We start from the raw sequence: 25,757 nt of genomic DNA, 5'->3' as shown, positions 1-25,757 counted from the left end.
ATCCGCGGCAGCGACTTTGCGCTCGCGCAAAGCGCGAGGGCCCCGTCTCGGCCATGGTGAGCGATATTCGCGGCCATCCGGAGCGTTTGCCATGGGGCTTTTCGCACTCGAACTCATTCTCTCCCTGCTCGACGTCCGCGGCCATATCCCGCGTTTCGACGACTTCCGGCCCGCGCCGGCCGCGCCTGCCCCGGTCGGCGTGGTGCGCGCCCTGGCTGCCGCAATCGCCGTCTTCGTCGCGCTGGCGCTGGCGATCTGGGGATTGGTCTGGCTCGCCGTGAATCTGCTCTGACCGGCCGTCCGCCAAGCCTCCTTCGCGATCTCACCCACGCGCGCATGAGCCGGGGCGAGATCGCATCCAACTTGAACATGCAAACGAATTGCCGCTGACGTCGATGCGGTTGCGATGACGCTCGGCCTGGATCGGCATCGCCCCTGCGGACGCGGTCAGCCGGTATCGCCGATTCGCTATTCGAGAACCCAAGTCCTGTTGCGGCGGTGAATCCGGCGGAAGCTTGTCGCAGCGCAAACACGCTTGCCGTAACAGGCGCACACTGCACTCCGTCATCAAAACCATTTCAGATGAAGGATGCTTCCGATGTTCACCCGCAGAGCCGCATTGATCAGCGCCGCCGCGACCGCCTTGATGTTGGCGACGCCGGCTTTCGCTGCCAGCGATCTCAAGCTGCCGCGTCAGAAGGTGGAGCTGGTCGCTCCGCCCTTCGTGCACGCGCACGAGCAGGCCACGACACAGGGGCCCAAGATCGTCGAGTTCAGGATGACGGTCGAGGAGAAGAAGGTCGTCATCGACGACAAGGGCACCACCTTCCAGGCCATGACGTTCAACGGCTCGATGCCGGGCCCGCTCATGGTCGTGCACGAGGGTGACTATGTCGAGCTGACGCTGGTCAATCCCGCGACCAACACCATGCCGCACAACATCGACTTCCATTCCGCGACCGGCGCGCTCGGCGGCGGCGAGCTGACGCTCATCAATCCCGGCGAGCAGGTCGTGCTGCGCTGGAAGGCGACCAAGACCGGCGTGTTCGTCTATCACTGCGCACCGGGCGGCCCGATGATCCCCTGGCACGTCGTCTCCGGCATGAACGGTGCCGTGATGGTGCTGCCGCGCGAGGGACTGAACGACGGCAAGGGCCACGCGCTGAAGTACGACAAGGTCTACTATATCGGCGAGCAGGACATGTACGTGCCGCGCGACGAGAAGGGCAATTTCAAGTCCTACGAATCGCCGGGCGAAGCCTTCACCGACACCGAAGAGGTGATGAAGAAGCTGATCCCGACCCACGTCGTGTTCAACGGCAAGGTCGGCGCACTCACCGGCAAGAACGCGCTGACCGCCAAGGTCGGCGAGAACGTGCTGATCGTGCATTCGCAGGCCAATCGCGACAGCCGCCCGCATCTGATCGGCGGCCACGGCGACTATGTCTGGGAAACCGGCAAGTTCGGCAACGCGCCCGAGGTCGGGCTCGAGACCTGGTTCATCCGCGGCGGATCGGCGGGAGCTGCGCTGTACAAATTCCAGCAGCCCGGCATCTACGCCTATGTCACGCATAACCTGATCGAGGCGGCCGATCTCGGCGCCACCGCGCACTTCAAGGTCGAAGGCAAGTGGAACGACGATCTGATGATGCAAGTGAAGGCACCTGCGGAAATACCGGCCGCCACCAACTAGACGCGACAAGGGGCCGGTCATCACCGGCCCCTTTTTTCCTTCTGCGGAGGATCGACCGTGCTGATCGCGTTCAAGCTCAAACTGGCACTCGCCTGCGCGGCCGGGCTTGCGGGGCCGCTGGCCGTTACGCCTCTGGTCTCTGGAATGACGACGCGCCATGCGGGAGGTGAGCCGGCCTTGGTCGAGGTTGCCGCCGGCAGCTTCTCCTATCGCGAAGCCGGCGATTTCACCCGCGACGGACTGCAGGCGGAAGCGCCGCTGCGCCTCATGCGGATGAACCGGCCGCTGCGCATCATGCGAAATCAGGTCGCCTCATCCGACTATCAGCTCTGCGTGCTGGACGGCGCCTGCCGTTCGCTCGACCGCGACGTCGTGGTCGCGCCCGATCGTCCCGCAGTGCAGGTGAGCTTTCACGATGCCGAAGCCTATGCAGGCTGGCTGTCGCGCAAGACCGGCCACCATTACCGCCTGCCGAGCGACGACGAATGGGCCTTTGCCGCCGGCTCCAGATTCCGGGATGACGGTGTACCGGTCGATGCAAGCGACCCTTCGAAGCGTTGGATCAGCCGCTACGAGCGCGAATCCGAGCGCGACCTCTCCGACACCACGGCCTATCGCTTCGGCAAGTTCGGCCCGAACGAGCACGGCGTCGAAGACCTCGCCGGCAATGTCTGGGAGTGGACTTCGACCTGCTTCGTGCGCTCCCGCGTCGACGTTTCAGGCAATCCCGGCCGCGCGACCGTGAATTGCGGCGTGCGTGTCGCCGAGGGCGCGCACCGCGCCTATGTCACCGACTTCATCCGCGACGCCCGCGCCGGCGGCTGCGCCCAGGGCGTACCGCCCGCCAATCTCGGCTTCCGCCTGGTGCGCGAGGAAACGTCGTGGCTGGCTAGTGTCTCGCAGCGCGCGAGCAAGACGAGGCCGCCAAGATCGTAGGGCGCCAATCGTTTCCGATGACCTTCTGGTATTAGAATGAGTCTAAAAGATACTTTGGAATTGCTCTAAGCTCATGCCGTCGCGACATCGCGTCGCTGACTTTGTTCCAACGCCTGCGCTACTCAATCGGCGTTCAATCGCGCGCCTGGGAGCAGCCCTTATGATCTATCTTCGCGTCCTCGCCGCGTCTGCGGCGGTGTTGAGCCTGACCACGTCTTTCGTGTCGGAGGCAGCCGCCAATGGCGAGGTCAACGTCTATACCTACCGCGAGACCAAGCTGATCCAGCCGCTGTTCGATGCGTTCACCAAGGACACGGGCATCAAGGTCAACGTCGTCTCCGCAAGCTCCGGTCTGGAGCAGCGCATGAAGGCGGAAGGGGCCAACAGTCCGGCCGACGTGCTGCTGACGGTGGACATCGGCCGCATCGACGAGGCCGTGCAGGCCGGCGTCACCCAGCCGATCAAGTCGGAGGCGGTCGACAAGGTCGTCCCGGCGCAGTATCGCGATCCTGACGGACACTGGGCCGGCATCTCCATGCGCGCGCGCGTGATCTATGCCTCGAAGGATCGTGTCAAGCAGGACAAGATCACCTATGAGGAGCTCGCCGATCCCAAGTGGAAGGGCAAGATCTGCATTCGCTCGGGCCAGCACATCTATAACAATGCGCTGTTCGCGGCCTACACGGCCAAGTACGGCGAGGCCAAGGCCGAGGAATGGCTGCGCGGCGTGAAGGCCAACCTCGCGCAGAAGCCGTCGGGCGGCGATCGCGAAGCCGCGCGTGACGTCGCCGCTGGCAAATGCGACATCGGTATCGGCAACACCTATTACTGGGCGCTGATGATGAACAACGATCCCGAGAAGAAGCCGTGGGCGGAGGCGACCCGCGTCATCCTGCCGACCTTCGAGGGCGGCGGCACTCACGTCAACCTCTCCGGCGTGCTGCTCGCCAAGAACGCGCCCAACAAGGCAAACGGCATCAAGCTGATCGAGTGGCTCGTGAGCGAGCAGGCGCAGCAGATGTATGCCGACCAGAACTACGAATATCCGGTTCGGAGCGGTGTCGCCGTCAACGCGACCATCGCGGGCTACGGCAAGCTCGGCCCAGATCCGTTGCCGATCGCAAAGATCGCCGCCAACCGCAAGGCTGCGGCCTCGCTGGTGGACAAGGTCGGCTTTGACAACTGATCTCTGGCGGCCCACGTCTCTTACACTGGGAGAAACTTCGGACGCACGGCCTCGCTCGAGACGTCGTGCCTACGCCGGGCGCGCCGCGACCGCAATCGCGATCGCAACCGCGATCATGGTCGCGGCGCCCGTGATCTCGATCGTTTCGCTGGCTCTGCAGCCGGCGCCCGATGTGTGGCACGACCTGATCAGCTACGTGCTGCCGGCCGCCCTGCTGGATACCGCGCTTCTGCTCGTCGGGGTCGGCGCGGTCACATTACTGATCGGCGCCGGCACTGCATGGGTGATATCGCGCCACGATTTTGCCGGCCGGGGCATGCTCCTGTGGCTGATGCCGCTGCCGCTGGCGATTCCGACCTATCTTGCGGCTTACGTCTATGCCGACCTGTTCGAGCCGCTTGGCCTCGTGCATCGCACCCTGGCGATCTGGCTGCCGCTGCGCGATGCACTCGGCCATCTGCCCAACCTGCGCTCGCTGCCGGGCGCCATCTTCGTGATCGGGCTCGTGCTCTATCCTTACGTCTATCTGTCGGCCCGCGCGACGTTCCAGGTTCAGTCTGCCGAATTCGCCGAAGCGGCTAAGACGCTGGGCGCCGGCCGATGGACCGTTTTCTGGCGCGTTTCACTGCCAATGGCGCGGCCGGCGCTCGCGGTCGGCGTGGCGCTGGTCGCGCTGGAAACACTCAACGACATCGGAGCCAGCGAATATCTCGGCATCCGCACGCTGACGGTCTCGATCTTCACCACCTGGCTCAACCGCGGCAGCCTTGCCGGTGCGGCACAACTGGCATGCCTGATGCTTGCGATCGTCGCCGGCCTGATCGCGATGGAGCGTTACGGCCGTCGCAACGCCAGCACCGAGTTCTCGGCCGAAAGCCCGCATGTGAGGCAGCGAACCCCGCTGTCGGGTGCAAGAGCGTCGATCGCGTTCGCGGTCTGCGCGCTGCCGGTGCTGATCGGCTTCGTGGTACCGCTGCTCTATCTGGCGCATCAGGCTCTCGGTCGCGGGCTGCTTGCAAATTTCGACCCGCTGCTGTGGCGCCACACCTTCCATTCGTTTGCCTTTGCAGGGCTCGCGACGCTCATGGCGCTGATGCTTGCGCTCGCTACGACGATCGCGCACCGCTTGCGGCCGGATCCTCTGCGATATGTCGCGCTGAGCATCGCGCAGGCCGGATACGCGCTGCCGGGTCTCGTCATCGCTCTCGGCCTGCTCACCCCGGTCCTGGCGGTCGACAATGCGCTGAGCGCGGTCGCGACCTGGACCGGACGTTCCCTTCCCGGGCTGGTCCTGGTCGGCTCCGGGATGGCCGTCGTGATCGCCTACACGATTCGTTTTCTGGCTGTGCCGGTCGGCATGATCAAGGCCGGATTCGACAGCATTCCGAGCGACTATGACGAGAGCGCGCGCGCGGCCGGCGCAGGCCAGGCAGTCATCTTGAGGCAGATCTATCTGCCGTTGCTCCGGCCCGCGATGCTGGGCGCCGTCATCATCATGTTCGTCGACTGTCTGAAGGAGCTCCCGGCAACGCTGCTCTTGCGGCCCCTCAACGTCGAAACACTGTCGACGTCGATCTACCAATACGCCAGCCGCGGCAATTTCGAGGACGGCGCGCTGGCGGCGCTCCTGATCATCGTCGCCAGCATCGGCCCGGTTGCGTGGCTGACCCGGTTCTCCGAAGTGCCGAGCGGCCCCGCTTGATGGGGCACATCGTCCGCACATTCATGGCGCCTCGACCAATTAGGTCGACGCCTGCTCAAATCTTCCGCGCGAACATGCGAAAACCGGGCGCGCCGATGATTGCCTCGAAATTCGGATCGCGCTTCTCTTCCGCGAAGACAAAACCCGCCTTCGAGTAGGCGCGCTCGGCCGGCTCGTTGCCGATCAGGAACGATATCGTCGCCCGGGCAAACCCAGCTGCCCGCCCTTTGTCCAGCGCATGCGCGATCAACGCCTGCATCAAGCCGCGGCCACGATAGGCAAGGTCAGTCGCGACATGCTCGATCATCCAGTCGCCCTCGCCGCCCTGGACCCAGCAAGCTCGCGAATAGGCACCGCGCTGGCGGATGGCGTCGAGCTCTGACGCCGTGAGCCCAATTGAGAGACCGACCTCTTCGAGCGCGCGCCATGCCGCAGGTCCGGTGCCGGCCGCCGGCACGGCGCAAAGTGCAGCAACTGGCTTGCCATCGATCTCGGCGACCAGGAACTGCGAAACGTGCCACATCGACACCGTTGGGGCGACGGCGACGCGCGCGACGAAAGCGAGGCACTCCGCTTCCGGCCAGCCGAGCGCCACGTCGAACCAGCCGCGCGGCCGGTAGCCGCGCATCGAATTCAGGATGGTTTGTGCGATGAATTCGGCATCTTCGGGACGCGCGGACCGTAACGTCATGCGCGCCCCTTACGACGACCTTAGGTGTTCTTCAGCGCGACGCGGAATTCGGCTTCGGTCTTGGCCTTGACCTCGTCGAGCGAAACGCCGTCGGCGAGCTCGATCAGCGCCATGCCACCGGTGCCATGCTTGTCGATGGTGAAGACGGCGAGATCGGTGACGACCATGTCGACCACGCGTTCGCCGGTCAGCGGCAGGTTGCATGTCTTCAGGAGCTTCGGGCCGTCCTTGGCCGAATGCTCCATCACCACGACGACGCGCTTGACGCCGGCGACGAGATCCATCGCGCCGCCCATGCCCTTGACCATCTTGCCGGGGATCATCCAGTTGGCGAGATCGCCGTTCTGGGCCACCTGCATGGCGCCGAGGATCGACAGATCCATGTGGCCGCCGCGGATCATGCCGAAGGAATCGGCGCTCGAGAAATACGAGGTCGAGGGCAGCTCGCTCACGGTCTGCTTGCCGGCGTTGATGAGATCGGCGTCTTCCTCGCCCTCATAGGGGAACGGCCCCATGCCGAGCATGCCGTTCTCGCTCTGCAAGGAGACGTCCATGCCGTCGGGGATGTAGTTCGAGACCAGCGTCGGGATGCCGATGCCGAGATTGACGTAATAGCCGTCGCGCAATTCCTTCGCTGCGCGCGCGGCCATCTGTTCACGGGTCCAGGCCATGTGAGTCTCCTGTTGCGCTTAGGCGGCGGTACGCGGGCGGGTGTTGCGGAATTCGATGCGCTTCTTGGCCGTGCCGACCTCGACGATGCGCTTCACGAAGATACCGGGCGTGTGGATGTGGTCGGGATTGAGTTCACCGGCGGGAACCAGGTGCTCGACCTCGGCCACCGTGATCTTCGCGGCGGTCGCCATCATCGGGTTAAAGTTGCGCGCGGTCTTGCGGTAGATCAGGTTGCCGGCGGTGTCGCCCTTCCAGGCATGCACGATGGCGAGGTCGGCGAACAGGCCGCGCTCCATCAGGTACTTCTCGCCGTCGAATTCCTTCACTTCCTTGCCTTCGGCGATCAGGGTGCCGACGCCGGTCTTGGTGTAGAAGGCCGGGATGCCGGCGCCACCAGCGCGGATGCGCTCGGCCAGCGTGCCCTGCGGATTGAATTCGAGTTCCAGCTCGCCGGCGAGGTATTGCTGGGCGAACAGCTTGTTCTCGCCGACATAGGACGAGATCATCTTCTTGATCTGGCGGGTTTCGAGCAGGCGGCTGAGGCCGATCCCGTCGACGCCGGCATTGTTGGAGACCACGGTCAGGCCCTTGACGCCGGAGTCCCGGATCGCGTCCGACAGCTCCTCGGCGATGCCGCAGAGGCCGAAGCCGCCCGACATGATCATCATGTTGTCCTTGAGAATGCCTGACAGCGCCGACTTGGCGTCGGGATAGACCTTGTTCATGCAAAAAACCTCGACTGAACCTTCGGCTGGCGGGCGTCGCGCCTCATTGGCGGCGATTATTAGGCGAAATCGTCCGAAGCCGTCAATGATACGGGGTTCTCCGCTCCGCCCCCGGGTGATAGAAGCTGCCCATGCCGTGGGCATAACCGTGCAGCGGCCTTGAAAGCGTCAAGAAAACCCATCAAGTTGCGGCACTTAACACCATAGGATCTGGGCGTCGGCACGCAAGCTTTCGCGGCCCGCCCTTCTGGCTCCAACGACCAACCCGATCAGGACATGCCATTGACCATGGCCCAAGGAATGAAGCGCCTCGGGACGCCGATCGCGGCGCTGCTCGGCATCGCGCTGATCGCCCTGATCGCGACCTCCTGGCTCATCAACCGCGACGCGCTGCGCAAGGCGGTCGAGGCGCAGATCCGCGACGTCACCGGGCTCGAGCTCAATGTCGCCGGCAGCATCGACATCTCGGTGCTTCCGGCGAGCTACATCTCCTTCCGCGACGTCGGCCTCAAGGGCGGCGGCACCAGCGCTCCCGCGCTCCAGGTCGACGTGCTCACCGCGAATTTGCGGCTGCTGCCGCTCTTGCTGCAACGTTTCGAGATCGCCGACCTGACCCTGCTGCGGCCGCGCATCCACGTCAGCCTGCAGCCGGACGGCGAGAGCAACTGGACGCCCTTCATCCAGACCATCGCGCGCACCATGAAGCCCGGAGCCGAGAACCAGGTCTCGTTCTCCGAAATCCGGATCCAGGACGGCGTGCTCGATTACGAGGACGTTGCCACGCATGCCACCGAGAAGCTCGAGGACATCGACCTGTCGCTGGCCTGGCCTTCGATCTCGCGCTCCTTTGCCGCGACCGGACAGTTCGACTGGCGCGGCGAGCGCGTCGACGGCTCGATCAGCTTTTCCGACTTCGTCGCCGCCCTCTCCGGGGACCGCTCCGGCCTGAAGGCGCGCATCGCCAGCGCGCCGCTCAAGCTCGCCTTCGACGGCAGCGTCGCCAACCGCACCAGCCCGATGATGGAGGGCACGCTCACCGTGGACAGCCCGTCCTTGCGCAACGCGCTGCGCTGGACCGGACAGCCGCAGCCCGGCAGCGGCGGCTTCGGCCGCTTCGTGCTGAAGGCGCGCGCCAACGTCGTCGGCGCCTCGATCGCGCTCACCAATGTCAATGTCGAGCTCGACGGCAATGCCGCCGAGGGCGTCATGACCTACGCCAATAACGGCCGGCAGACCCTGCAGGCGACGCTCGCCGCCGACGCGCTCGACTTCACGCCTTATATCTCGACGTTCCGCCTGCTCGCGAGCGGCGCGCGCGACTGGAACAGGCAACTGTTCGATCTCAACGGGTTGTCGACCACCGACCTCGACATGCGCCTGTCGGCGGCAAAGCTGACGGTCGGGCCGACCAAGCTCGGCCGCACCGCGATCGGCGCCAATGTGCGCAATGGCACGCTGGCGCTCTCGGTCGGCGAGGCGCAGGTCTATGGCGGGATCGCAAAGGGCTCGTTCGGCATCGCGCGGTCCGATACGGTCGCCGACATCAAGGCGCAATTCCAGTTCACCGACGTCGATCTGCAGGCCTGCGCCACCGAGCTGTTCGGCCTCAACAAGCTGTCCGGCCGCGGCAACATCAACGTCTCGCTCTTCGCCTCGGGCTCGAGCCCGTTCGGCCTCGTGCAGTCCCTCGACGGCAGCGCCACCGTGACCGGGCACAACGGCGCGATCTCGGGCTTCAATGCCGAGCAGCTGCTGAAGCGGCTGGAGCGACGGCCGCTGTCGGGTGGCGGCAATTTCCGCAACGGCTCGACGCCGTACGACAACCTCACCATCTCGGTGAAATTCTCCGACGGCATCGCCACCGCCGAGGACATCCGCATCGAGGGCCCGGCGGCCAAGATCACGCTGACCGGCACCGCCTCGGTGCCGGCGCGCGAATACGACATGAAGGGCGTGGCGAGCCTCAACACGGCGTCCGGCTTTCAATTGCCCTTCATGGTGCAGGGCCCCTGGGACGACCCGCTGATCTTTCCCGATCCCGAAAGCCTGATCCGGCAGTCGCCTGCAGCGTCTCCCTTCCTCGATCTCCTCAAGCAGCGCATCACGGGAGGCGGAAAGCGCCCCGACGGATCGCCGACGGCGGAGAATGCCAAGGAAAACGCCAAGGAAAATGCCAAGTCCAACTGAGGCATGATCCGGCGCGGCCTCACGCGGCCGATTGGGTCGTCGAAATCCAGCTCTTCTCCTCCCGCACCAGCGGCGCTGCAGCGATCGTCGGCGCGGCCGCGGGCGTGCTGCCCTGGCCGAGCTACCTCGCCTGCTCCGTGTTCGCGAGGTCGATTTCGGCATCAATTTCATCGGGGCTTCGCATGCCGAGATCGAGTTCGAGAAACTGGTGGAGGACCCTTTCGTCCTCGCCTGCCGTCACGACCATTCGCTAGCGTCGCGCAAGCAGGTCAGCTGGCCGGAGATCGTGCCGCACCGGGTCATCACCGTCGGCCGCAACAGCGGCAATCGTGCGCTGATCGACAATGCGCTGGCGCGGCACGGCTTGCAGCTGAACTGGTCCTATGAAGTGGCTCACCTCTCCGGTTCGCTTGGCCTGGTCGAAGCGGGTCTTGGCATCGCCGTGCTACCGAAGCTCGCGATGCCCGCGGCCGGCCATCCGATCATTCAGACCATTCGCCTGATCGAGCCGGAAGTGTCGCGGACGATCGGCATCGTGCGCAGGCGCGGAGCGACTCTGTCCCCTCATGCCAGCCAGTTTCTCAAGATGTTGCTCGAGGCATGGCGCTCTCCTGCTCGCACGAGCGGGCAAGGCAAGCCGCGCGCGCGATCGGCTGACACGAGCCCGACTGCCGCTTCGGCCGGCATCAAGGGGAAGCGCTGACGAGGCCAGACACCACGAGCCGAATTGATTGGCATGTATTGATGCGGCCTTTGGATCGATGCGCGAATTCGCATCGTCGCAGCCTCGCTCCAACCGCGACATAGGTCTGACAAGAAGCCGCTAGATCGGATGACGGCCATGCGCTAGTGTTTTATACGACCGGTTAAAACACCGGCCGTTTGAGGGAGAAAAACGTGAAATCCAAGGTTATTCGCGCAGTTTCATTGGCGGTCGCTGCGGCTGGGCTATTTGCCGCCACCGCACCCGCCTTTGCGCAGCAAAAGACGATTACGGTTTGGTGGGTCAAGGGCTTTTACAAGTCCGAGGACGAAGCGCTCGCCGAGACGATCAAGAAGTTTGAAGCCAAGACCGGCATCAAGGTCGAATTGTCGCAGTACGCAATCCAGGACATGATCCCGAAGACCGTCGCGGCGCTCGATGCAGGCACCGTGCCCGACGTCGCCTATTCCGACAGCTACGACGTGCAGGTACAGGGCAAGTGGGCCTATGAGGGCAAGCTCGAGGACCTCTCCGGCGTCATGGAGCCGATCAAGGATCGGTTCGTGCAGAACACGCTCGACGCCTCGATTCTCTACAACGACGTCACCAAGAAGAAGGCCTATTACGGCTTTCCGCTGAAGCAGCAGAGCATGCACGTTCAGATCTGGAACGACCTGCTGGAGAAGGCCGGCTTCAAGCTGAGCGACATTCCGAACGATTGGGCGGGCTACTGGACCTTCTGGTGCGACAAGGTGCAGCCGGCGATCCGCAAGGCGACCGGCCAGCGCCTCTACGCCGTCGGCCAGCCGATGGGCGTGGAATCCACCGACGCCTTCCAGTCGTTCTACACCTTCATGGACGCCTATCACGTCAAGCTGGTCGACGACGACGGCAAGCTGCTGGTCGACGATCCCGCGGTTCGCGAGAACCTGATCAAGGCGATGAAGGACTACACCGACACCTACATCAAGGGCTGCACCCCGCCGTCCTCGACCACCTGGAAGGATCCCGACAATAACGTCGCGTTCCACAACAAGACCATCGTGATGACCCATAACTTCACGATCTCGATCGCGGCGAAATGGTTCGAGGATTCCCAGAACCAGAACCTCACGCCGGAACAGCGCGAGGCCGGCAAGAAGGCCTATGAACAGGACATCATCACGGCCTCGTTCCCGAAGGCGCCTGACGGTTCGACCATCCGCTACCGCTCCGACGTCAAGACCGGACTGATGTTCACCGCGGCCAAGAACAAGACCGAGGGCAAGCAGTTCATCAGCTTCCTGCTGCAGGAAGAGAACATCCGCCCCTACATCGAGGGCGCGCTCGGCCGCTGGTTCCCGGTGACGAAGGAAAGCCAGGAAAGCCCGTTCTGGCAGGCTGACAAGCACCGCAAGGCCGTCTACGCCCAGTTCAAGGGCGGCACCGCAGCGTTCGACTTCACCAAGAACTGGAAGTTCACGATTCTCAACAACGAGAACGTGTGGGCGAAGGCGATGAACCGCGTCGTCAGCGAGAAGGTTCCGGTCGACAAGGCCGTGGACGAGCTGATCGCCCGGATCAAGCAGGTCGCGGGCTGAGGTCCATCCCTCTCTCCCCGTGGCTCGCAGGGAGTGGTAAACGACAAACACCGGCCGCCTCGTGCGGCCGGAAGTCCTTTCAAAGAGTTTCGAAAGAATGGCGATCACGCTCTCTGGCGATCAGGCAATCCCCGGCCCGCCCCTGTCGTCGCGGCTGACCCCGGCGCAGGTCTGGGGCATCATCCTGCTCGCGCCCTATCTGCTCGTCTTCCTTGCCTTCGTCGTCTATCCCGTTTGCTACGGGCTCTGGCTGGCGCGGGCGCCGTCGAATTACGTGGCGCTGTACAACGACCCGATCTTCGCGCGCGCCGCGATCAACACGCTGATCTTCCTGGTCATCGGCATCAACATCAAGATGCTGATCGCGCTGTTCCTGTCCGGCTTCTTCGCGCAGCAGCGCACCTGGATCAGATGGCTTTCGGTGATCTTCATCCTGCCCTGGGCGGTGCCGTCGATCCCGACCATCCTGTCGGTGCGCTTCATGCTCAATCCCGAATGGGGCGTGATCAACCACCTCATCTTCTCGTTCACCGGCGATGACGGCCCGAACTGGCTGAATGACCCGACCGTGGCGCTCAGCATGGCAATCGGCGTTCACATCTGGAAGTCGCTGCCGTTCTGGACCCTGATCCTGATCACCGGCCGTCTCGCGATCCCGCACGATCTGTTCGAGGCCGCGGAGGTCGACGGCGCGAGCTGGTGGCAGAAATTCCGCTACATCACCTGGCCGTCGATGCAGACGCTGTACGTCACCTGCACGCTGCTCTCGATGATCTGGACGCTGGGCGATTTCAACAGCGTCTACCTGCTCACCGGCGGCGGACCGGCCGACCTCACGCACGTGCTGGCGACGCTCGGTATCCGCTATCTCCGGCTCGACCAGCTCTCGCTCGCGATGGCATCCATCGTCTGCGCGATGCCGTTCGTCCTGCCGCTCGTTTACTTCATGATGAAACGGTTGTCGCGATGAAGCTCCCCTCTCTCCGTGACGTCGCGACGGAAGCGCGGCTGCTGCTGATCGGCATTCCCGTCTTCCTGTGGACGATGATCCCGATCTACCACATGTTCCTGTTCGCGATCTCCCCGAAGGAGGACGCGTTCTCGGGCAAGCTGTGGCCGGACCATCCGACGCTGCACAACTTCGAGATCGTGTTCAAGCAGCAGCACTATTTCCTGCGCGACTTCTACGTCCAGTTCTGGAATTCGACGCTGATCGCGGCTTCCGTCGGCGCGCTGACGCTGGTCATCGCGACCGCAGCCGCGTTCTCGATCTCGCGGCTGAAGGTGCCGGGCGGACGCGCGGTGCTGAACCTCGCACTCTTCACCTATTTCATTCCGGCGGCGTTCCTCGCGGTGCCCATGTATCGCACCATGGGCAATTACGGTCTGCTCAACAATCACTGGTCGCTGATCCTGGCCATGGTGACGATCGCGAGCCCCTACGCCATCTGGGTGCTCAAGCAGGCCTCCGACAAGCTGCCGGTCGAGCTGGACGAGGCCGCGGTGATGGACGGCGCCACCACCCTGCAGATCTTCCGCCTGGTCTACGTGCCGCTGATGATGCCCTCGCTGGTCGCGATCGGCACCTATGCGGTGCTGCTGGCCTGGAACGAATATCTCTACGCGTTCCTGCTGCTGTCGAACGACCGCGAGATCACCCTCCCCGTCGCGCTCGGCAACTTCCTCGCCGCCGACGACTCGCCGTGGGAGCTGCTGATGACCACCGGCTTCATCTACGCGCTGCCGCCGGCCGCGGTCTATTACGCCTTCCGCCGCTACATGGTGGGCGGGCTCACGGCGGGCGCGGTGAAGTCCTGACGCAACAGGACGCAAGGGGTCGCCGCAAGCAAAGCGGTCGAGCAACGGCGTGGGCAATTGAAGATTGTCCACGCCTCATCTAACCTCCGGGTTCCCAAAGGCGGGGGCCGGCATCATGCGAAGCAACGACGCGATCCATCTCGGCCTGATGCTGCTGGCGCTCGCGGCCGCCTATCTGGTGCCGTTCGAGCTGTTGCTGCTGGCCTATGTCGTGCTCGGCCCGGCGCACTATTTCACCGAGATCTCGTGGCTGCATGACCGCAGCTACTACCTGCCCCATCGCGGCATTGCGGCGGTCCTCGCCATCGTCGCCGTGGTCGCGGCGCTGATCGACAACGCCTCGTGGTTCGGTTTTGCGATGTGGGCCGCGCTGGTCGTCTGCGCCATGCTGGCGGCGACCGCCACCGCGATCGAGAGCATGCTGCTGTTCATGGTGGCACTTGCCCTGTCCGCGATCATGTATTCGAGCGGCTCCTCGCTCGCCGTGATCGGCATCCTGATTCCGACGCTGATCCACGTCTCGCTGTTCACGCTGATCTTCATGGTGCTCGGCGCCTACCGGTCCGGCAGCCGCGTGCAGGCCGCGCTGGTGGTGGTCTATCTCGCCGCAATCGCCGCGATCCTGCTGCTGCCGCCCGCCGCCGAAATCCGCATCGCAAGCTTTGCCCGGGTCGGGCAGGACTATTTCGGCAATGTCGGCCCGGCGCTCGGCCGGCTGTTCGGCGTGCCGGGGCTCGTCCTCGACACCAGGCTGACCAGCCTGCTCGCCTTCGTCTACACCTATCACTACCTCAACTGGTTCATCAAAGCCGACGTGATTCGCTGGGCCGAGGTGCCGAAGGCACGGCTCGCGGCAATGGCCGCGGCCAGCGCGGCGGCGACCGCGCTGTATTTCTACGACTACGCGTTCGGCTTCACCTTCCTGCTGGCGCTCAGCCTCATTCACATCCTGCTGGAGTTTCCGCTCAATGCGCTGGCGCTGCGCCAGCTCGGCGCGGCCATGCAGGACGCGGCCCGCGCGCGGTTCGCCGCACGACCGGCTACAGCGGCGCCGCGCTCTCGCCCTGCGAGCTCGACAGCTTCGAAGCGAGCGAGGCGATGACGATGACGACCGCGATCAGGGCGATCACCAGCGTGCAGATCGCGTTGATCTCGGGCTTCACGCCGAGCCGCACCTCCGAATAGATGCGGATCGGCAGCGTCGCCGAGCCCGGGCCGGTGGTGAAGCTCGCGATCACGAGGTCGTCGAGCGACAGCGTGAAGGCCAGCATCCAGCCGGCGACGATCGCCGGCGCGATCAGCGGCAGCGTCACGGCGACGAACGCCCGCACCGGGTCGCAGCCGAGATCCATCGCCGCCTCCTCCAGCGAGCGATCGAGCGATCCGAGGCGCGACTGCACGACCACCGCGACGAAGCACATGGTCAGCGTGGTATGGGCGATCGTCACCGTCCAGAAGCCGCGCTCGGCGTTCAGCGCGACGAACAGCAAGAGCAGCGACAATCCGGTGATCACTTCCGGCATCACCAGCGGGGCATAGAGCATGCCGGAGAACAGGGTGCGGCCGCGGAACCTCTCCCCGCGCGACAGCGCCACTGCCGCCAGCGTGCCCAGCAGTGTCGCGATGGTCGCGGAGGCGACCGCAACCCGCAGGCTCATCCAGGCCGCCTCGATCATGGCGCGATCGTTGAAGAACTCGTGATACCAGCGCAGCGACCAGCCGCCCCACACCGTCACCAGGCGCGAGGCGTTGAAGGAGTACAGGACGAGGATGAGGATCGGCAGATAGAGGAAGGCCAGCCCGAGTGCCAGCGAGGCGATGTTGAAGCGGGACAGGCGGGCGACCTTGCGCATCGTCTCAACGCCCCTGTTCCAGCTGCCGCTTCTGCAGCCGCTCGTACAGCAAAAGCGGCAGCAGCAGCACGACCAGCAGCACGATCGCAGCAGCGGAGGCGACCGGCCAGTCCTTGTTGGTGAAGAATTCGAGCCACAGGGTTTGGCCGATCATCAGCGAATTGGATCCGGCGAGAAGATCGGGAATCACGAACTCGCCGACGATCGGGATGAAGCACAAGAGCACGCCGGCACCGACGCCGGGCAGCGACAGCGGGAAGGTGACGAGCCAGAACACCTGCCAGGGCGGCGCGCCGAGATCGGAGGCCGCCTCCTCCAGCGCCGGCTCCATCTTGGCGAGCGTGGCATAGAGCGGCAGGATCATGAACGGCAGATAGGAATAGACGATGCCGATATACATCGCAGTGTCGGTGGAGAGCCACACCACGGGCCGGCTGACCAGATGCAGCGCGAGCAGGACCTGGTTCAGCAGGCCGTCGTGCTGAAGGATGTTGATCCAGGCGTAGATGCGGATCAGGAACGAGGTCCAGAACGGCACGATCACCAGCACCATCGCCACCGCCTGCCAGCGTTTCGGCAGCCGCGCCATGCCGTAGGCGATGGGATAGCCGATCAGGAGCAGCAGCGCGGTGGCAGTGATGGCGACGGTGAGGCTGCGCACATAGGCGAAGACGTAGATGTCGTCGGAGCCGAGCAGCTTGAAATTGTCGACCGAGAGCGCTGCGAACGCCGCCTTGAGAGCGTCCCATCCCGCCGTCACGTCGAACACCGGCGCGTAAGGCGGCTGCGCGATCGCGGTCTGCGACAGGCTGATCTTGAGCACGAAGGCGAACGGCACCAGGAAGAACAGCACCATCCAGACATAGGGCGCGATCGCGGCGAAGCGCGCCGGCCTTGCGAAGATGCGGCGCGAGCTCATGATTGCAGCACCACGCAATCATCAGGCGTGAACCAGGCGACGACATGCTGGTTCAGGCTGTAGGCGTCGACGTCGAGCCGCGCGCTGTTGGCGACCGACGCCTGCAACATTCCGCCGGTGTCGAGCTTCACCTTGTAGGTGGTGGTGCCGCCGAGATAGCAGATGTCGGCGATCACGCCGTCGAGAGTGTTGATCGCCGTCTCACGACCAGCCTCGCTGACCGGGGCGCGGCGCGACAGCTTGACCTTCTCGGGACGGATCGCGACCGCCAGTTTTCCGGTGCCGACGGCTTCGCGCGGCTCGGCCACCACCAGCGCCCCCGCATCACGCGTGCCGATGACCAGACGATGACCGTCGCGCAACTTGGACTCGCCGTCGAACAGATTGATGTCGCCGACGAACTCGGCGATCCAGCGCGAACGCGGCGCCTCGTAGAGCTCGCGGGGGCTCGCGACCTGGGCGAGCTTGCCTGATTTCATCACACCGATCCGGCTCGCCATCGTCATCGCCTCCTCCTGGTCGTGGGTGACGATGATGAAGGTCATGCCGAGCCGCCGCTGCAGCTCCATCAGCTCGGCTTGCGTGCTCTCGCGCAGCTTCTTGTCGAGGGCCGCGAGCGGCTCGTCGAGCAGCAGCAGTTGTGGGCGGCGCGCCAGGGCGCGGGCCAGCGCCACGCGCTGGCGCTGACCGCCGGACAGCTGGTCCGGCTTGCGCTTTTCCAACCCTTCGAGCTTGACCAGCGCGACCATCTCCGCCACGCGCGTGGCGATGTCGGCGCGCGGCATGCCGGCGCGCTTCAGGCCGAAGGCGATGTTGTCGCGCACCGACAGATGCGGGAACAGCGCATAGTTCTGGAACATCATGTTGATCGGCCGCTCATGCGGCAGCGCCTGCGCGATGTCCTTGCCGCCGAGCAGGATGCGTCCCTCGTCCGGCGCCTCGAAGCCCGCGAGCATGCGCAAGAGCGTGGTCTTGCCGCAGCCGCTCGGGCCGAGCAGCGCGAAGAACTCGCCGGCGTTGATATCGAGCGACACCCCGTCGACGGCGCGGAATGTGCCGAAGGTCTTGGCAACGCCCTCGATGCGCAGCAGCGGCTGGCCTGCGGCCGGAAATGATTCTCCGCCAGCCGGTTCAGCCGCAACGTTCGTTTCGGGCAATTCTTCCGCCATGGTCCCTGCCAACCCCGATTCCGCCGCACGCTAGCGGCCGATCGTGTTTAGCTCAACCGGTTCGGGATGAAACGCTCTCGCCCGCCATGAACGCCGCCAGCGCCTCACGGTCCGCGGCGGGCATGGTCAGGCCGAGCTTGGAACGGCGCCACAGAACGTCATCCGGAAAGCGCGCCCATTCACGGCTCATGAGATAGCGCACCTCGGCGCCGGTCAGTTCGGGTCCGAAGGCCGGGCCAAGCTCCTCGCGTGTCCTTGCTTCACCGAGCATGGCCGACAATCGCGAGCCATAGGCGGCAACCAGGCGCTGGGCTTCCGGCTCCGACAAGAAGCGCCAGCGCTCGCGTGCGAGGTCGACCTCGGTGTCAAAACGGTCCCAGGCGAAATCTCCGCCGGGCAGCGCTGCGCCGGCGGTCCAGGGCGGCGACATCGGGTAGAACGGCGTCAGCTTCGTCACCGCCCGCTCGGCGCGCCGGCGCGAGGTGGTGACGTCGCCGCCGAACATCGTGATCAGCGGCGCCTTGCGCCGACGCGCATGGAACAGGGTCGTGCCCTCGCGTTGCCGCGCGGACGCCGGCCTCAAATTGACGCCCGAGACGGTCCGGACCACGTCGGTCGGGACGATGCGCTCGCGAAAGTAGCGGCTCGCCGCTTCGCAGAGATAATCGACGTCGGCACCGCGCATCGCCACGATGGCGGGGTCGCCGGTGAAATCATGCGTGACCGTGCCGATCAGCGCGAACGCGCGCTCGAACGGGCTTGCGAAGATCAGCCGGCCGTCGCTGTTCTGGAACACGTAGACATTGTCTGAATCGAACAGCCTGGGCACGATGATCTGGCTCATCTGCATGGCCGTCACGGCGGGCTGCGGCTGGCGCAGGACCGTCTCCGCGACGATCGAGGTCCAGCCGCCACTGGTATTGGCCAGCGCCCTGGCTGTGATGGAGCGGCGGTGGCCGCGATCGACCACGGCGAGCCGCCAGATGTCGGTTCGGTCGGCACGCACGCAGCGTGCGCCGGTCCGGATCGCCGCACCACGCTCGGCGGCGTCCAGCGCAGTGAGCACGACAAGGCGCGAATCGTCGACGATACAGTCCGAATATTCGAACGCCGTGCCGAACGGGCGCTTCAGCGCGTTGCCGACCGGGTGATGGGTGATGTCGAGGGTCGCCGACGCGGGCAGGCCGCTCCTGCCGGCGAGGCCGTCATAGAGAAACAGGCCGGCCCGCAGCAACCAGGGTGGACGCTCGTCTACATGCGCGGGAATCACGAAACGCATCGGCCGGACCAGATGCGGCGCGATCCGGAGCCAGATCCGGCGCTCGGCCAGAGCCCGGCGCACCCGCCAGAAGCCGCGGCGCTCCAGCACTGAGAGATCGCCGTGGATCAGCCGCGGTGTGGCCGACGACGCCGCGCCGCCGAGATCGCCTTGCTCGAACAGGATTACCCGCAGGCCGCGGCCCGCCGCATCGCGGGCGAGGCTGACGCCGTTCAGGCCGCCGCCGATGATCGCGAGATCGTAATCCGCCATGAAGCCGTCGAATGGGAGCGAAGCGCTCCCATCACTAACCGGTCTTCAGCGCAAGCTCCATGGCTTCGTCGCGGCCGACGAGGCCGGCATATTTGCCGATCGGCAAGGGCTTGCCGAGCAGGTAGCCCTGCACGCCGTCGCAGCCCTCCTTGGCGAGGAAGGCGAGCTGGTCGACCGTCTCGACGCCCTCGGCGATGATCGACATTTCGAGGCCGTGACCGAGGTCGATGACGGCGCGCACGATCGCCGCCGATTGCGGGTTGCGGCCGAGATTGATGATGAAGGCGCGGTCGATCTTGATCTTGTCGAACGGAAACGCCTGGAGATAGCTCAGCGAGGAATAGCCGCTGCCGAAATCGTCCATGGAGATGCGCACGCCGAGCGCCTTCAGCCGGCGCAGCAGCGCGAGACCGCGGTCGAAATCCTCGATCAGAACACCTTCGGTGATCTCGAGCTCGAGCCGGCCGGGTGCAAGGCCCGTCTCGAGCAGGATCGAATGGACGAGGCCGACCACGTCGCCGTGCATGAACTGCGCCGGGGATAGATTGACCGCGACCTGCAGCGGCTTCGGCCAGGACGCCGCCTCGCGGCAGGCCTCGCGCAGGATCCACTCGCCCATCTCGACGATCAGGCCGCTCTCCTCGGCGATGGGAATGAACTCGGCCGGCGAAACCTGGCCGCGCACCGGATGCTGCCAGCGCGCCAGCGCCTCGAAGCCGATGATCTCGCTCTCGGCGACGCTGTGGCCCGCGGCCCCCTGCGGCTGGAAGGCGAGCGCGAGCTCGCCGTTCTTGACCGCCATGGAGAGGTCCTGGTGCAGCACGCGGCGGTCGCGAATCTGCTGGTCCATCTCGGGCTGGTAAAGGCTGATCGTGCCGCGCGACTTCTGCTTGGCGCGGAACAGCGTGGCACCGGCATTGGCGAGCAGCGAGGCGCCATCGGTGCCATTGTGGGGGAACACCGACATGCCCGTGGTGATGCCGGCGCGGACCGGACGGCCGTCGATCTGAAAATCCTTCGCGACGGCTTCAGCGATCTGCTGCGCCAGCGCGAGGCCGGCCTCGGGCTGCTTGCCGTCGATGATCAGCCCGAACTCGTCCCCGGACAGGCGCGCCACCACGCCGCCGCGCGCGGAATCCTGGAGCCGATGGGCGACCTCGATCAGGAGCTTGTCGCCGAGCGCATGGCCGAAGACGTCGTTGACCTCCTTGAGGCCGTCGAGGTCGACGCAGAGCACGGCGAACTCCTCGCCGGTGCCCTCGCAGGCCTCGATCATCTGGGTCAGCGCCTGCAGGAAGGCGGCGCGGTTCGGCAGATCGGTGAGGCCGTCGTGATAGGCCATGTGCGCCATGCGCGACTCGGTCTGCCGGCGGTCGGTGACGTCCTCGTGGGTCTTGATCAGATATTGCGGCTCGCCGGCCTCGCTGAGCACGGTGGCGCGGCGGGTGAGGAACAGCCGCAGGCCGTCCTTGGTCGAGATCGGATGCTCCTCGGTGATCATCCCGCGTTTCTTGATCGCGGCCTCGTCGCGCGCGACGATCAGCTTGGCTTCCTTGGCGTTGAAGATGTCGGTCGCGGTCAGGCCGGTGGCTTCTTCGCGGCTGCGGTTGAGGATCGTCTCGGCGCTGCGGTTGGCGAGAAGATAGCGGCCGTCCTTGACCTGCTCCACGATCAGCGCAACCGGGATGTTGTCGACCACGAGCTCGAGGAACTTCTTGGTGCTCTCCAGCTCCTCCGACAGCGAGCGGCGGTCAGTGATGTCCTCGAACACGATGAGCAGAAATTCGGGCTTATTGCTCTCGTTGCGGACCACGATCCGGATCGAGGCGACCGTGCGCTGCGCGCCGGCACGATCCACGTCGAACTCGTTGCGGTACTGGCCATCCGGCGAATTGAGTGCCGCCTCGTCGGCCGCCTCGATGCTCGCGGCCGAGGCCGATGCAAACAGCTCCCGCGCATTCCTGCCGACGGCGAAGTCCCGCGACAATCCCCAGAACTTCTCATAGGCGCTGTTGGCGAAGATGTAGCAGCCGTCCTCGATGTTCTTGGCCGCCACGCAGGCCGGCACATGGTCCAGCACCGTCTCCAGGAACTGCTTGGTGGAGGCGAGCTGCCGCGACAGCCTGCGCTCCTCGCTGACGTCGAGATGGGTCGCCACCGAGCCACCGTTCGGCAGCACGAAATATTTCACCAGGATGGCCCGTCCGTCGGGCAGCTCCGTGATCAGGCCGTTGACGCTCGATGCCTTGTCGTAGAACTCGGCGTCGGAGGCGGCATTCAGCACCCCGCGCCTGCGACGAAGCTCGAGAAGGTCGTGGCCATTCATGCCAGGCCGGACTTCCGACCGCGTCAGGCCATAGATCTCGAGATAGCGGTCGTTGCAGAAGATGATGCGGCGCTGCGCATCCGTCATCACCACGCCCTGGTTGAGATTGTTCATGGCGGAGGAGATGAAGGCGTTGCGCCGCAGCTGCAAACGCCTGGACCGGCGCAATGAGGAATGGATCCACAGCCCGATCGCGGCGAGGAACGCGCAGACCACGATGCCGGCGATCAGGGCTTCCCAGATCACGCCCGGATCAAGCCCGGTGAGATCTCCCGCCACGGCAAGGCTGTCCGATGCCGCAAAGGCGCGCGCAGGCGCGCCCGTGCCGGCCAGGCATAGGAGGGCCTGCACAGCAATCGAAAGCGTGCTGCCCACGTGCCAGTTCTTCTCAGCCATCAGCCACCCGCGATTTCAACGTCGGATTGTCTGGCCTCGCGGGTTTGGATCGGGTAAACGCCTGAGGGAACAACAGAATAATGTCACGTGAAATACGGCAATTGCCCTGACATGATAAACGCCTTCTTAACGGAAGCCCCGCCTGCGCGCCCCTGCCCGGGCCATACGCCACCGGTGCTTCCAACTGGTATCCTGCACAACCATGGATAGGGTCGACTGCGTCGTCATCGGAGCCGGCGTGATCGGTCTCGCGGTGGCCCGAAAGCTCGCCCAGGCCGGGCGCGAGGTGATCGTGCTCGAGGAAGCCGAGGCGATCGGCACCGTCACCTCCTCGCGCAACAGCGAGGTGATCCATGCCGGCATCTACTACCGCGCCGGGAGCTGGATGGCGCGCATGTGCGTGGCCGGCAAGCACGCGCTCTACCGCTACTGCGACGAGCGCGGCATCCCGCACAAGAATTGCGGCAAGCTGATCGTCGCGACCAGCCCGAAAGAGACCGAGAAGCTGCAATCGATCAAGGCCCATGCCGAGGCCAACGGCGTACTCGACATGCAGCTGCTCTCGGGGGAGGCCGCACGCGCGCTGGAACCTGCGCTCGCCTGCGACGCCGCGCTGCTGTCACCGTCGACGGGCATCATCGACAGCCACGCCTACATGCTCTCGCTGCGCGGCGAAGCCGAGGACGCCGGCGCGGCTTTCGCGTTTCACACTCCACTGATCCGTGCCAAGGCGGCGGCCGGATTCATCGAGATCGATGCCGGCGGCGAGGCACCGATGACGCTGCAATGCAGCCTCCTCGTCAACGCCGCGGGGCTGTCGGCGACGCATGTGGCGCGCAGCATCGACGGCATGCCGCTGGACCGGATTCCAGCGGCCTATCTCGCCAAGGGAAACTATTTCAGCTGCAACGCCAAGGCGCCGTTCTCGCGCCTGATCTATCCGGTGCCCGAGCCCGGCGGATTGGGGGTGCACCTGACGCTGGACATGGCAGGACAGGCGCGCTTCGGGCCTGACGTCGAATGGATCGAGACGATCGATTACGAGGTCGACCCCTCACGCGCCGAGCGGTTCTATCCCGCGATCCGCAAATACTGGCCGACGCTGCCTGACGGCGCGCTGATGCCGAGCTATTCCGGCATCCGCCCGAAGATCGTGCCCCCGGCCGTGGCCACGCAGGATTTCTTGATGCAGGGCCCGCGCGATCACGGCGTTGCAGGCCTGATCAATCTGTTCGGCATCGAATCGCCGGGATTGACGTCCTCGCTCGCGATCGCCGATCACGTCGCCGAGCTCGCAGACATCGAGAGCGCTTCGAGAAGCGGATAAGTGTTGGTGTCGAGACCACGCGTCCAAACAAGAGTGAGCGCCGCGCAAACCTGTTGCACGGTGCACACCTTGCAGCAGGGATGAGCACGAATGCTCTCATCCCTGCGTGAAGGATGTGATCAACTCTACACTGTCACGGGGGTTACTAGTGGAGCGTGTCGCCTTGCTTCAGACGCTCGATCTGGTCCTTGACCATCAACTTCCGGCGCTTCAACTCAACAATTTGCAGGTCGTCTGTTGAAAGGTGCACGAGAGCTTCGTGCAATTCGTTTTCGAGAAGTTTGTGCTTCCGTTCCAATTCAACGAGATGTGCCTGAATTGTCATTCGAAACCTCCTCGGTAGGGTTGAACCTCAGGATTCGATCCGGACGCCTAAGTCTACATCACCGATTCGTCCTGTCGATGGGTAACCGTCGTCGCGGCGTCATTTTTGAAAGTTCATATGTAACGAAGCGTGACTAGGGGAACCACGCCGGAAAAATCCATGATATCAATGCGCCGGCGCCACGCCGCAGCTCCTCGCAGAAATATCTTGCGGGAGATCGGCGATGCGGGATCGCAGATCGCTTGCGATCACGCGGCGCAAGGACGATAATTTCCACAGGGCATCCACAGCCCAGATCTCACGCCTATCGGTTTTCGGCCACCGCAGACATGACCAATGAAGATGAGCGTGAGCTCGAAGCCGAGCTCACCCGGTTGCAGCAGGAACACCGAGATCTCGATGCGGCGATCGATGCGTTGCATCAATCGCCCGCCCCCGACCTGTTGCGGTTACAGCGCCTGAAAAAGCGCAAGCTGTTGTTGCGCGACCGCATCGCTTTCATCGAAGACCAGATTACGCCCGACATCATCGCCTGAGCCGGTCTCGCGCGGCGCCCGCCGCTTCCGAATCCGCTTGACTCAATAAGAACAAAATAGGAACATTCGCGGGCGCCCCAACACCTCAGAGAACGCTCAAGACAACACACGAGGACAACGCAGATGTCGGCGACCGCCCTTCTCGACAACAGCCATTATGAGCAGGCCTGCGATCAGGCGATCGCGATGTGCGACGGCAATCTGCGCAGCACCATCAAGGCGCTGATCATGGCCAACGAATATCTGGAAGCCGAGCTGGAGGAATTGCAGGCGGCGATTTCCGCGGGCTGCATTCCGGAGACTTCGCGCAGCAAGATGCGGAGCAAGAGCAGCGCCGCCTGATTTTCAAAGCGCGAAGAGACCGCGCTTTGTTTTAAGCATGATCTTGTCGGAAAACCGCTTCACACTTTTCCGGATCATGCTCCATCGGAGCAACGCCATGTCGGATGTGACCTATTACGTTGCAATGCCCTTTTTGATCGATGATGACGGATCCCCCGTCGCAGGCGCGGCAGAGGAGTGTCAGTCCTCGACGGCGGCGCTGCGACGCGCAGAGATTCTGGCGCGCGGCGCCGGCCATATCGGCGCGGTCGCATTCAGCCGCAGCGGCGATCCCATGACCGGCGAGTTCGGGGATGCGACGCTGCTGCGCAAGTTCGGCAACGTGCCGGAAGATCTTGCAACCCTCTAGACGAGCGCTCGCTGCGGAGCCTGATCCGCCGCCTCGTGCCGGCGGTGCGCCTTGCGCACGTACATGGCGGCATCCGCTTCCTCCAGGGCGCGAGCTGCCGCGGACTGCGGACCGAGCAGGGCGACGCCCGCCGAGGCGCCCGCGGTCACGTGCTGGCCGCGAAAGACGAAGGACAATTCGTCGATCGCCTGCTCCAGGGCGGCGGCCTTCGCCTTGGCATCGGTCTCGCTGAGATTCCAGAGCAGCAGCGCGAACTCATCGCCGCCGAGGCGGCCGACCACGTCGGAGGCGCGGACCTGTCGCGTCAGCGTGGCGACAATCGCCTTGAGCACCTCATCGCCGGCGGCATGACCGAAGGAATCATTGATCGGCTTCAGCCGATCGACGTCGAGCACGATCAGCGCCCCGCTGGCGCGGTAGCGCTTCATGTAGGCGATGGCGCGCGCGAGCTCGCGCTCGAAACCGCGCCGGTTGGGGATATCGAGCAGGAAATCGGTGTCGGCGGCCGCCTCGAGTTCCGAGATCCGCAGCAGGGCTGCCTTGAGCTTGCTCCTGAGGCCGCGAATGGCCGCCTTGCTGTCGTCGGCAGCAGGCGCTCCGCGCAAGGCCGGTTTGGCCGCGCGGCTCGAAGCGGCTTTGGATCGGCCGGCGCTGATGGTCCGGCCCTTTCCGGCCTTCGCAGAGCTCGCCCTTTTTGGTTTCTTCATGGGCATCCTGCTCAATGAAGGCTTGCGGGGATTCACCAAGACAGGATAGTGGATTCCCTTCTCCTTGCCACCGCCTTGCGAGCC

At 64.8% G+C, this 25,757-nt stretch carries 25 protein-coding genes; 15 read left to right on the top strand and 10 right to left on the bottom strand.

What is annotated here, in order from left to right:
• The first annotated feature begins 91 nt into the window (after positions 1–91).
• The 5 genes from ACNJYD_RS07305 (at position 92) to ACNJYD_RS07285 (ending at position 5,517) form a co-directional block, all read left to right on the top strand.
• Complete coding sequence (locus tag ACNJYD_RS07305; RefSeq protein WP_172784725.1) at positions 92–292, top strand: hypothetical protein; 201 nt, start codon at positions 92–94, stop codon at positions 290–292.
• Between the two features lie 306 nt (positions 293–598).
• Complete coding sequence (nirK, locus tag ACNJYD_RS07300; protein ID WP_172784726.1) at positions 599–1,693, top strand: copper-containing nitrite reductase; 1,095 nt, start codon at positions 599–601, stop codon at positions 1,691–1,693.
• Positions 1,694–1,750: 57 nt separating this feature from the next.
• Positions 1,751–2,629 carry an SUMF1/EgtB/PvdO family nonheme iron enzyme gene (locus tag ACNJYD_RS07295; protein WP_212254300.1) on the top strand — a complete coding sequence of 293 codons (879 nt, stop codon included), beginning with the start codon at positions 1,751–1,753 and terminating at the stop codon, positions 2,627–2,629.
• 160 nt (positions 2,630–2,789) lie between these two features.
• A complete protein-coding gene (locus ACNJYD_RS07290) occupies positions 2,790–3,815 on the top strand; it encodes a Fe(3+) ABC transporter substrate-binding protein (protein ID WP_260382158.1) in 1,026 nt (341 codons plus the stop codon).
• Positions 3,816–3,930: 115 nt separating this feature from the next.
• The gene (locus tag ACNJYD_RS07285) at positions 3,931–5,517 is read left to right on the top strand and encodes an ABC transporter permease (RefSeq protein WP_212254298.1); all 1,587 of its coding nucleotides are present in this window, start codon (positions 3,931–3,933) and stop codon (positions 5,515–5,517) included.
• 55 nt (positions 5,518–5,572) lie between these two features.
• Here the strand turns inward: ACNJYD_RS07285 and ACNJYD_RS07280 are convergent, their stop codons facing one another.
• Genes ACNJYD_RS07280 through ACNJYD_RS07270 form a run of 3 tightly spaced genes read right to left on the bottom strand, consistent with a single transcriptional unit; the run spans position 5,573 to position 7,605 of the window.
• Entirely contained in the window at positions 5,573–6,208 is a 636-nt protein-coding gene (locus tag ACNJYD_RS07280) for a GNAT family N-acetyltransferase (protein WP_439365767.1), read from the bottom strand.
• 20 nt (positions 6,209–6,228) lie between these two features.
• Entirely contained in the window at positions 6,229–6,879 is a 651-nt protein-coding gene (locus ACNJYD_RS07275; protein ID WP_172784730.1) for a 3-oxoacid CoA-transferase subunit B, read from the bottom strand.
• 18 nt (positions 6,880–6,897) lie between these two features.
• A complete protein-coding gene (locus ACNJYD_RS07270; protein WP_035998773.1) occupies positions 6,898–7,605 on the bottom strand; it encodes a CoA transferase subunit A in 708 nt (235 codons plus the stop codon).
• Between the two features lie 288 nt (positions 7,606–7,893).
• On the opposite strand from ACNJYD_RS07270, the gene ACNJYD_RS07265 reads away from it, so the two are divergent.
• From ACNJYD_RS07265 to ACNJYD_RS07240, 6 genes are all read left to right on the top strand, one after another.
• The gene (locus ACNJYD_RS07265; RefSeq protein ID WP_212254884.1) at positions 7,894–9,792 is read left to right on the top strand and encodes an AsmA family protein; all 1,899 of its coding nucleotides are present in this window, start codon (positions 7,894–7,896) and stop codon (positions 9,790–9,792) included.
• Positions 9,793–9,823: 31 nt separating this feature from the next.
• Positions 9,824–10,495, top strand: a complete 672-nt coding sequence (locus tag ACNJYD_RS07260; RefSeq protein WP_439365766.1) for a LysR substrate-binding domain-containing protein — start codon at positions 9,824–9,826, stop codon at positions 10,493–10,495.
• A 194-nt stretch (positions 10,496–10,689) separates the two neighbouring features.
• A complete protein-coding gene (locus tag ACNJYD_RS07255) occupies positions 10,690–12,075 on the top strand; it encodes an ABC transporter substrate-binding protein (protein WP_172784732.1) in 1,386 nt (461 codons plus the stop codon).
• A 97-nt stretch (positions 12,076–12,172) separates the two neighbouring features.
• Positions 12,173–13,045: a carbohydrate ABC transporter permease gene (locus ACNJYD_RS07250; RefSeq protein ID WP_212254293.1), complete on the top strand. Its 873-nt coding sequence runs from the start codon at positions 12,173–12,175 to the stop codon at positions 13,043–13,045.
• Entirely contained in the window at positions 13,042–13,893 is an 852-nt protein-coding gene (locus ACNJYD_RS07245) for a carbohydrate ABC transporter permease (RefSeq protein ID WP_172784734.1), read from the top strand. Before ACNJYD_RS07250 ends, ACNJYD_RS07245 begins: the two co-directional genes overlap by 4 nt.
• Positions 13,894–14,008: 115 nt before the next feature.
• On the top strand, positions 14,009–14,995 hold the full coding sequence (locus ACNJYD_RS07240) for a hypothetical protein (protein ID WP_172784735.1): 987 nt from the start codon (positions 14,009–14,011) through the stop codon (positions 14,993–14,995).
• Here ACNJYD_RS07240 and ACNJYD_RS07235 read toward each other — a convergent pair.
• The 5 genes from ACNJYD_RS07235 to ACNJYD_RS07215 are packed head-to-tail and all read right to left on the bottom strand — an operon-like array spanning position 14,934 to position 22,087.
• Entirely contained in the window at positions 14,934–15,746 is an 813-nt protein-coding gene (locus ACNJYD_RS07235) for an ABC transporter permease (protein WP_260382152.1), read from the bottom strand. The genes ACNJYD_RS07240 and ACNJYD_RS07235 overlap by 62 nt on opposite strands.
• 4 nt (positions 15,747–15,750) lie before the next feature.
• On the bottom strand, positions 15,751–16,665 hold the full coding sequence (locus tag ACNJYD_RS07230) for an ABC transporter permease (protein WP_439365765.1): 915 nt from the start codon (positions 16,663–16,665) through the stop codon (positions 15,751–15,753).
• The gene (locus tag ACNJYD_RS07225; RefSeq protein ID WP_439365764.1) at positions 16,662–17,834 is read right to left on the bottom strand and encodes an ABC transporter ATP-binding protein; all 1,173 of its coding nucleotides are present in this window, start codon (positions 17,832–17,834) and stop codon (positions 16,662–16,664) included. Before ACNJYD_RS07225 ends, ACNJYD_RS07230 begins: the two co-directional genes overlap by 4 nt.
• Positions 17,835–17,886: 52 nt before the next feature.
• Entirely contained in the window at positions 17,887–19,365 is a 1,479-nt protein-coding gene (locus ACNJYD_RS07220; RefSeq protein ID WP_439365763.1) for a glycerol-3-phosphate dehydrogenase, read from the bottom strand.
• A 34-nt stretch (positions 19,366–19,399) separates the two neighbouring features.
• Positions 19,400–22,087: an EAL domain-containing protein gene (locus ACNJYD_RS07215; protein ID WP_439365762.1), complete on the bottom strand. Its 2,688-nt coding sequence runs from the start codon at positions 22,085–22,087 to the stop codon at positions 19,400–19,402.
• A gap of 202 nt (positions 22,088–22,289) precedes the next feature.
• On the opposite strand from ACNJYD_RS07215, the gene ACNJYD_RS07210 reads away from it, so the two are divergent.
• Positions 22,290–23,414 carry an NAD(P)/FAD-dependent oxidoreductase gene (locus ACNJYD_RS07210; RefSeq protein ID WP_439365761.1) on the top strand — a complete coding sequence of 375 codons (1,125 nt, stop codon included), beginning with the start codon at positions 22,290–22,292 and terminating at the stop codon, positions 23,412–23,414.
• A gap of 145 nt (positions 23,415–23,559) precedes the next feature.
• Here the strand turns inward: ACNJYD_RS07210 and ACNJYD_RS07205 are convergent, their stop codons facing one another.
• Entirely contained in the window at positions 23,560–23,739 is a 180-nt protein-coding gene (locus tag ACNJYD_RS07205; RefSeq protein WP_025034152.1) for a YdcH family protein, read from the bottom strand.
• A 329-nt stretch (positions 23,740–24,068) separates the two neighbouring features.
• Between ACNJYD_RS07205 and ACNJYD_RS07200 the strand changes: the two genes are divergently transcribed.
• The 3 genes from ACNJYD_RS07200 to ACNJYD_RS07190 all read left to right on the top strand — a co-directional run bounded on the left by ACNJYD_RS07200 (position 24,069) and on the right by ACNJYD_RS07190 (position 24,966).
• The gene (locus ACNJYD_RS07200; RefSeq protein WP_008546179.1) at positions 24,069–24,275 is read left to right on the top strand and encodes a YdcH family protein; all 207 of its coding nucleotides are present in this window, start codon (positions 24,069–24,071) and stop codon (positions 24,273–24,275) included.
• A gap of 123 nt (positions 24,276–24,398) precedes the next feature.
• Positions 24,399–24,617: a hypothetical protein gene (locus ACNJYD_RS07195; protein ID WP_007596256.1), complete on the top strand. Its 219-nt coding sequence runs from the start codon at positions 24,399–24,401 to the stop codon at positions 24,615–24,617.
• A gap of 97 nt (positions 24,618–24,714) precedes the next feature.
• Complete coding sequence (locus tag ACNJYD_RS07190; protein ID WP_172784742.1) at positions 24,715–24,966, top strand: hypothetical protein; 252 nt, start codon at positions 24,715–24,717, stop codon at positions 24,964–24,966.
• On the opposite strand, the gene ACNJYD_RS07185 is transcribed toward ACNJYD_RS07190, so the two are convergent.
• Positions 24,963–25,673 carry a GGDEF domain-containing protein gene (locus tag ACNJYD_RS07185; protein ID WP_212254285.1) on the bottom strand — a complete coding sequence of 237 codons (711 nt, stop codon included), beginning with the start codon at positions 25,671–25,673 and terminating at the stop codon, positions 24,963–24,965. The two genes, ACNJYD_RS07190 and ACNJYD_RS07185, sit on opposite strands and share 4 nt — an antisense overlap.
• Positions 25,674–25,757 lie beyond the last annotated feature (84 nt).

Origin of the sequence: Bradyrhizobium sp. SPXBL-02 (assembly GCF_051853065.1) — a bacterium.
Classification (GTDB): domain Bacteria; phylum Pseudomonadota; class Alphaproteobacteria; order Rhizobiales; family Xanthobacteraceae; genus Bradyrhizobium.
The sequence above is the reverse complement of the archived record's forward strand: the minus strand, read 5'-3'. Positions and strand labels throughout refer to the sequence as shown.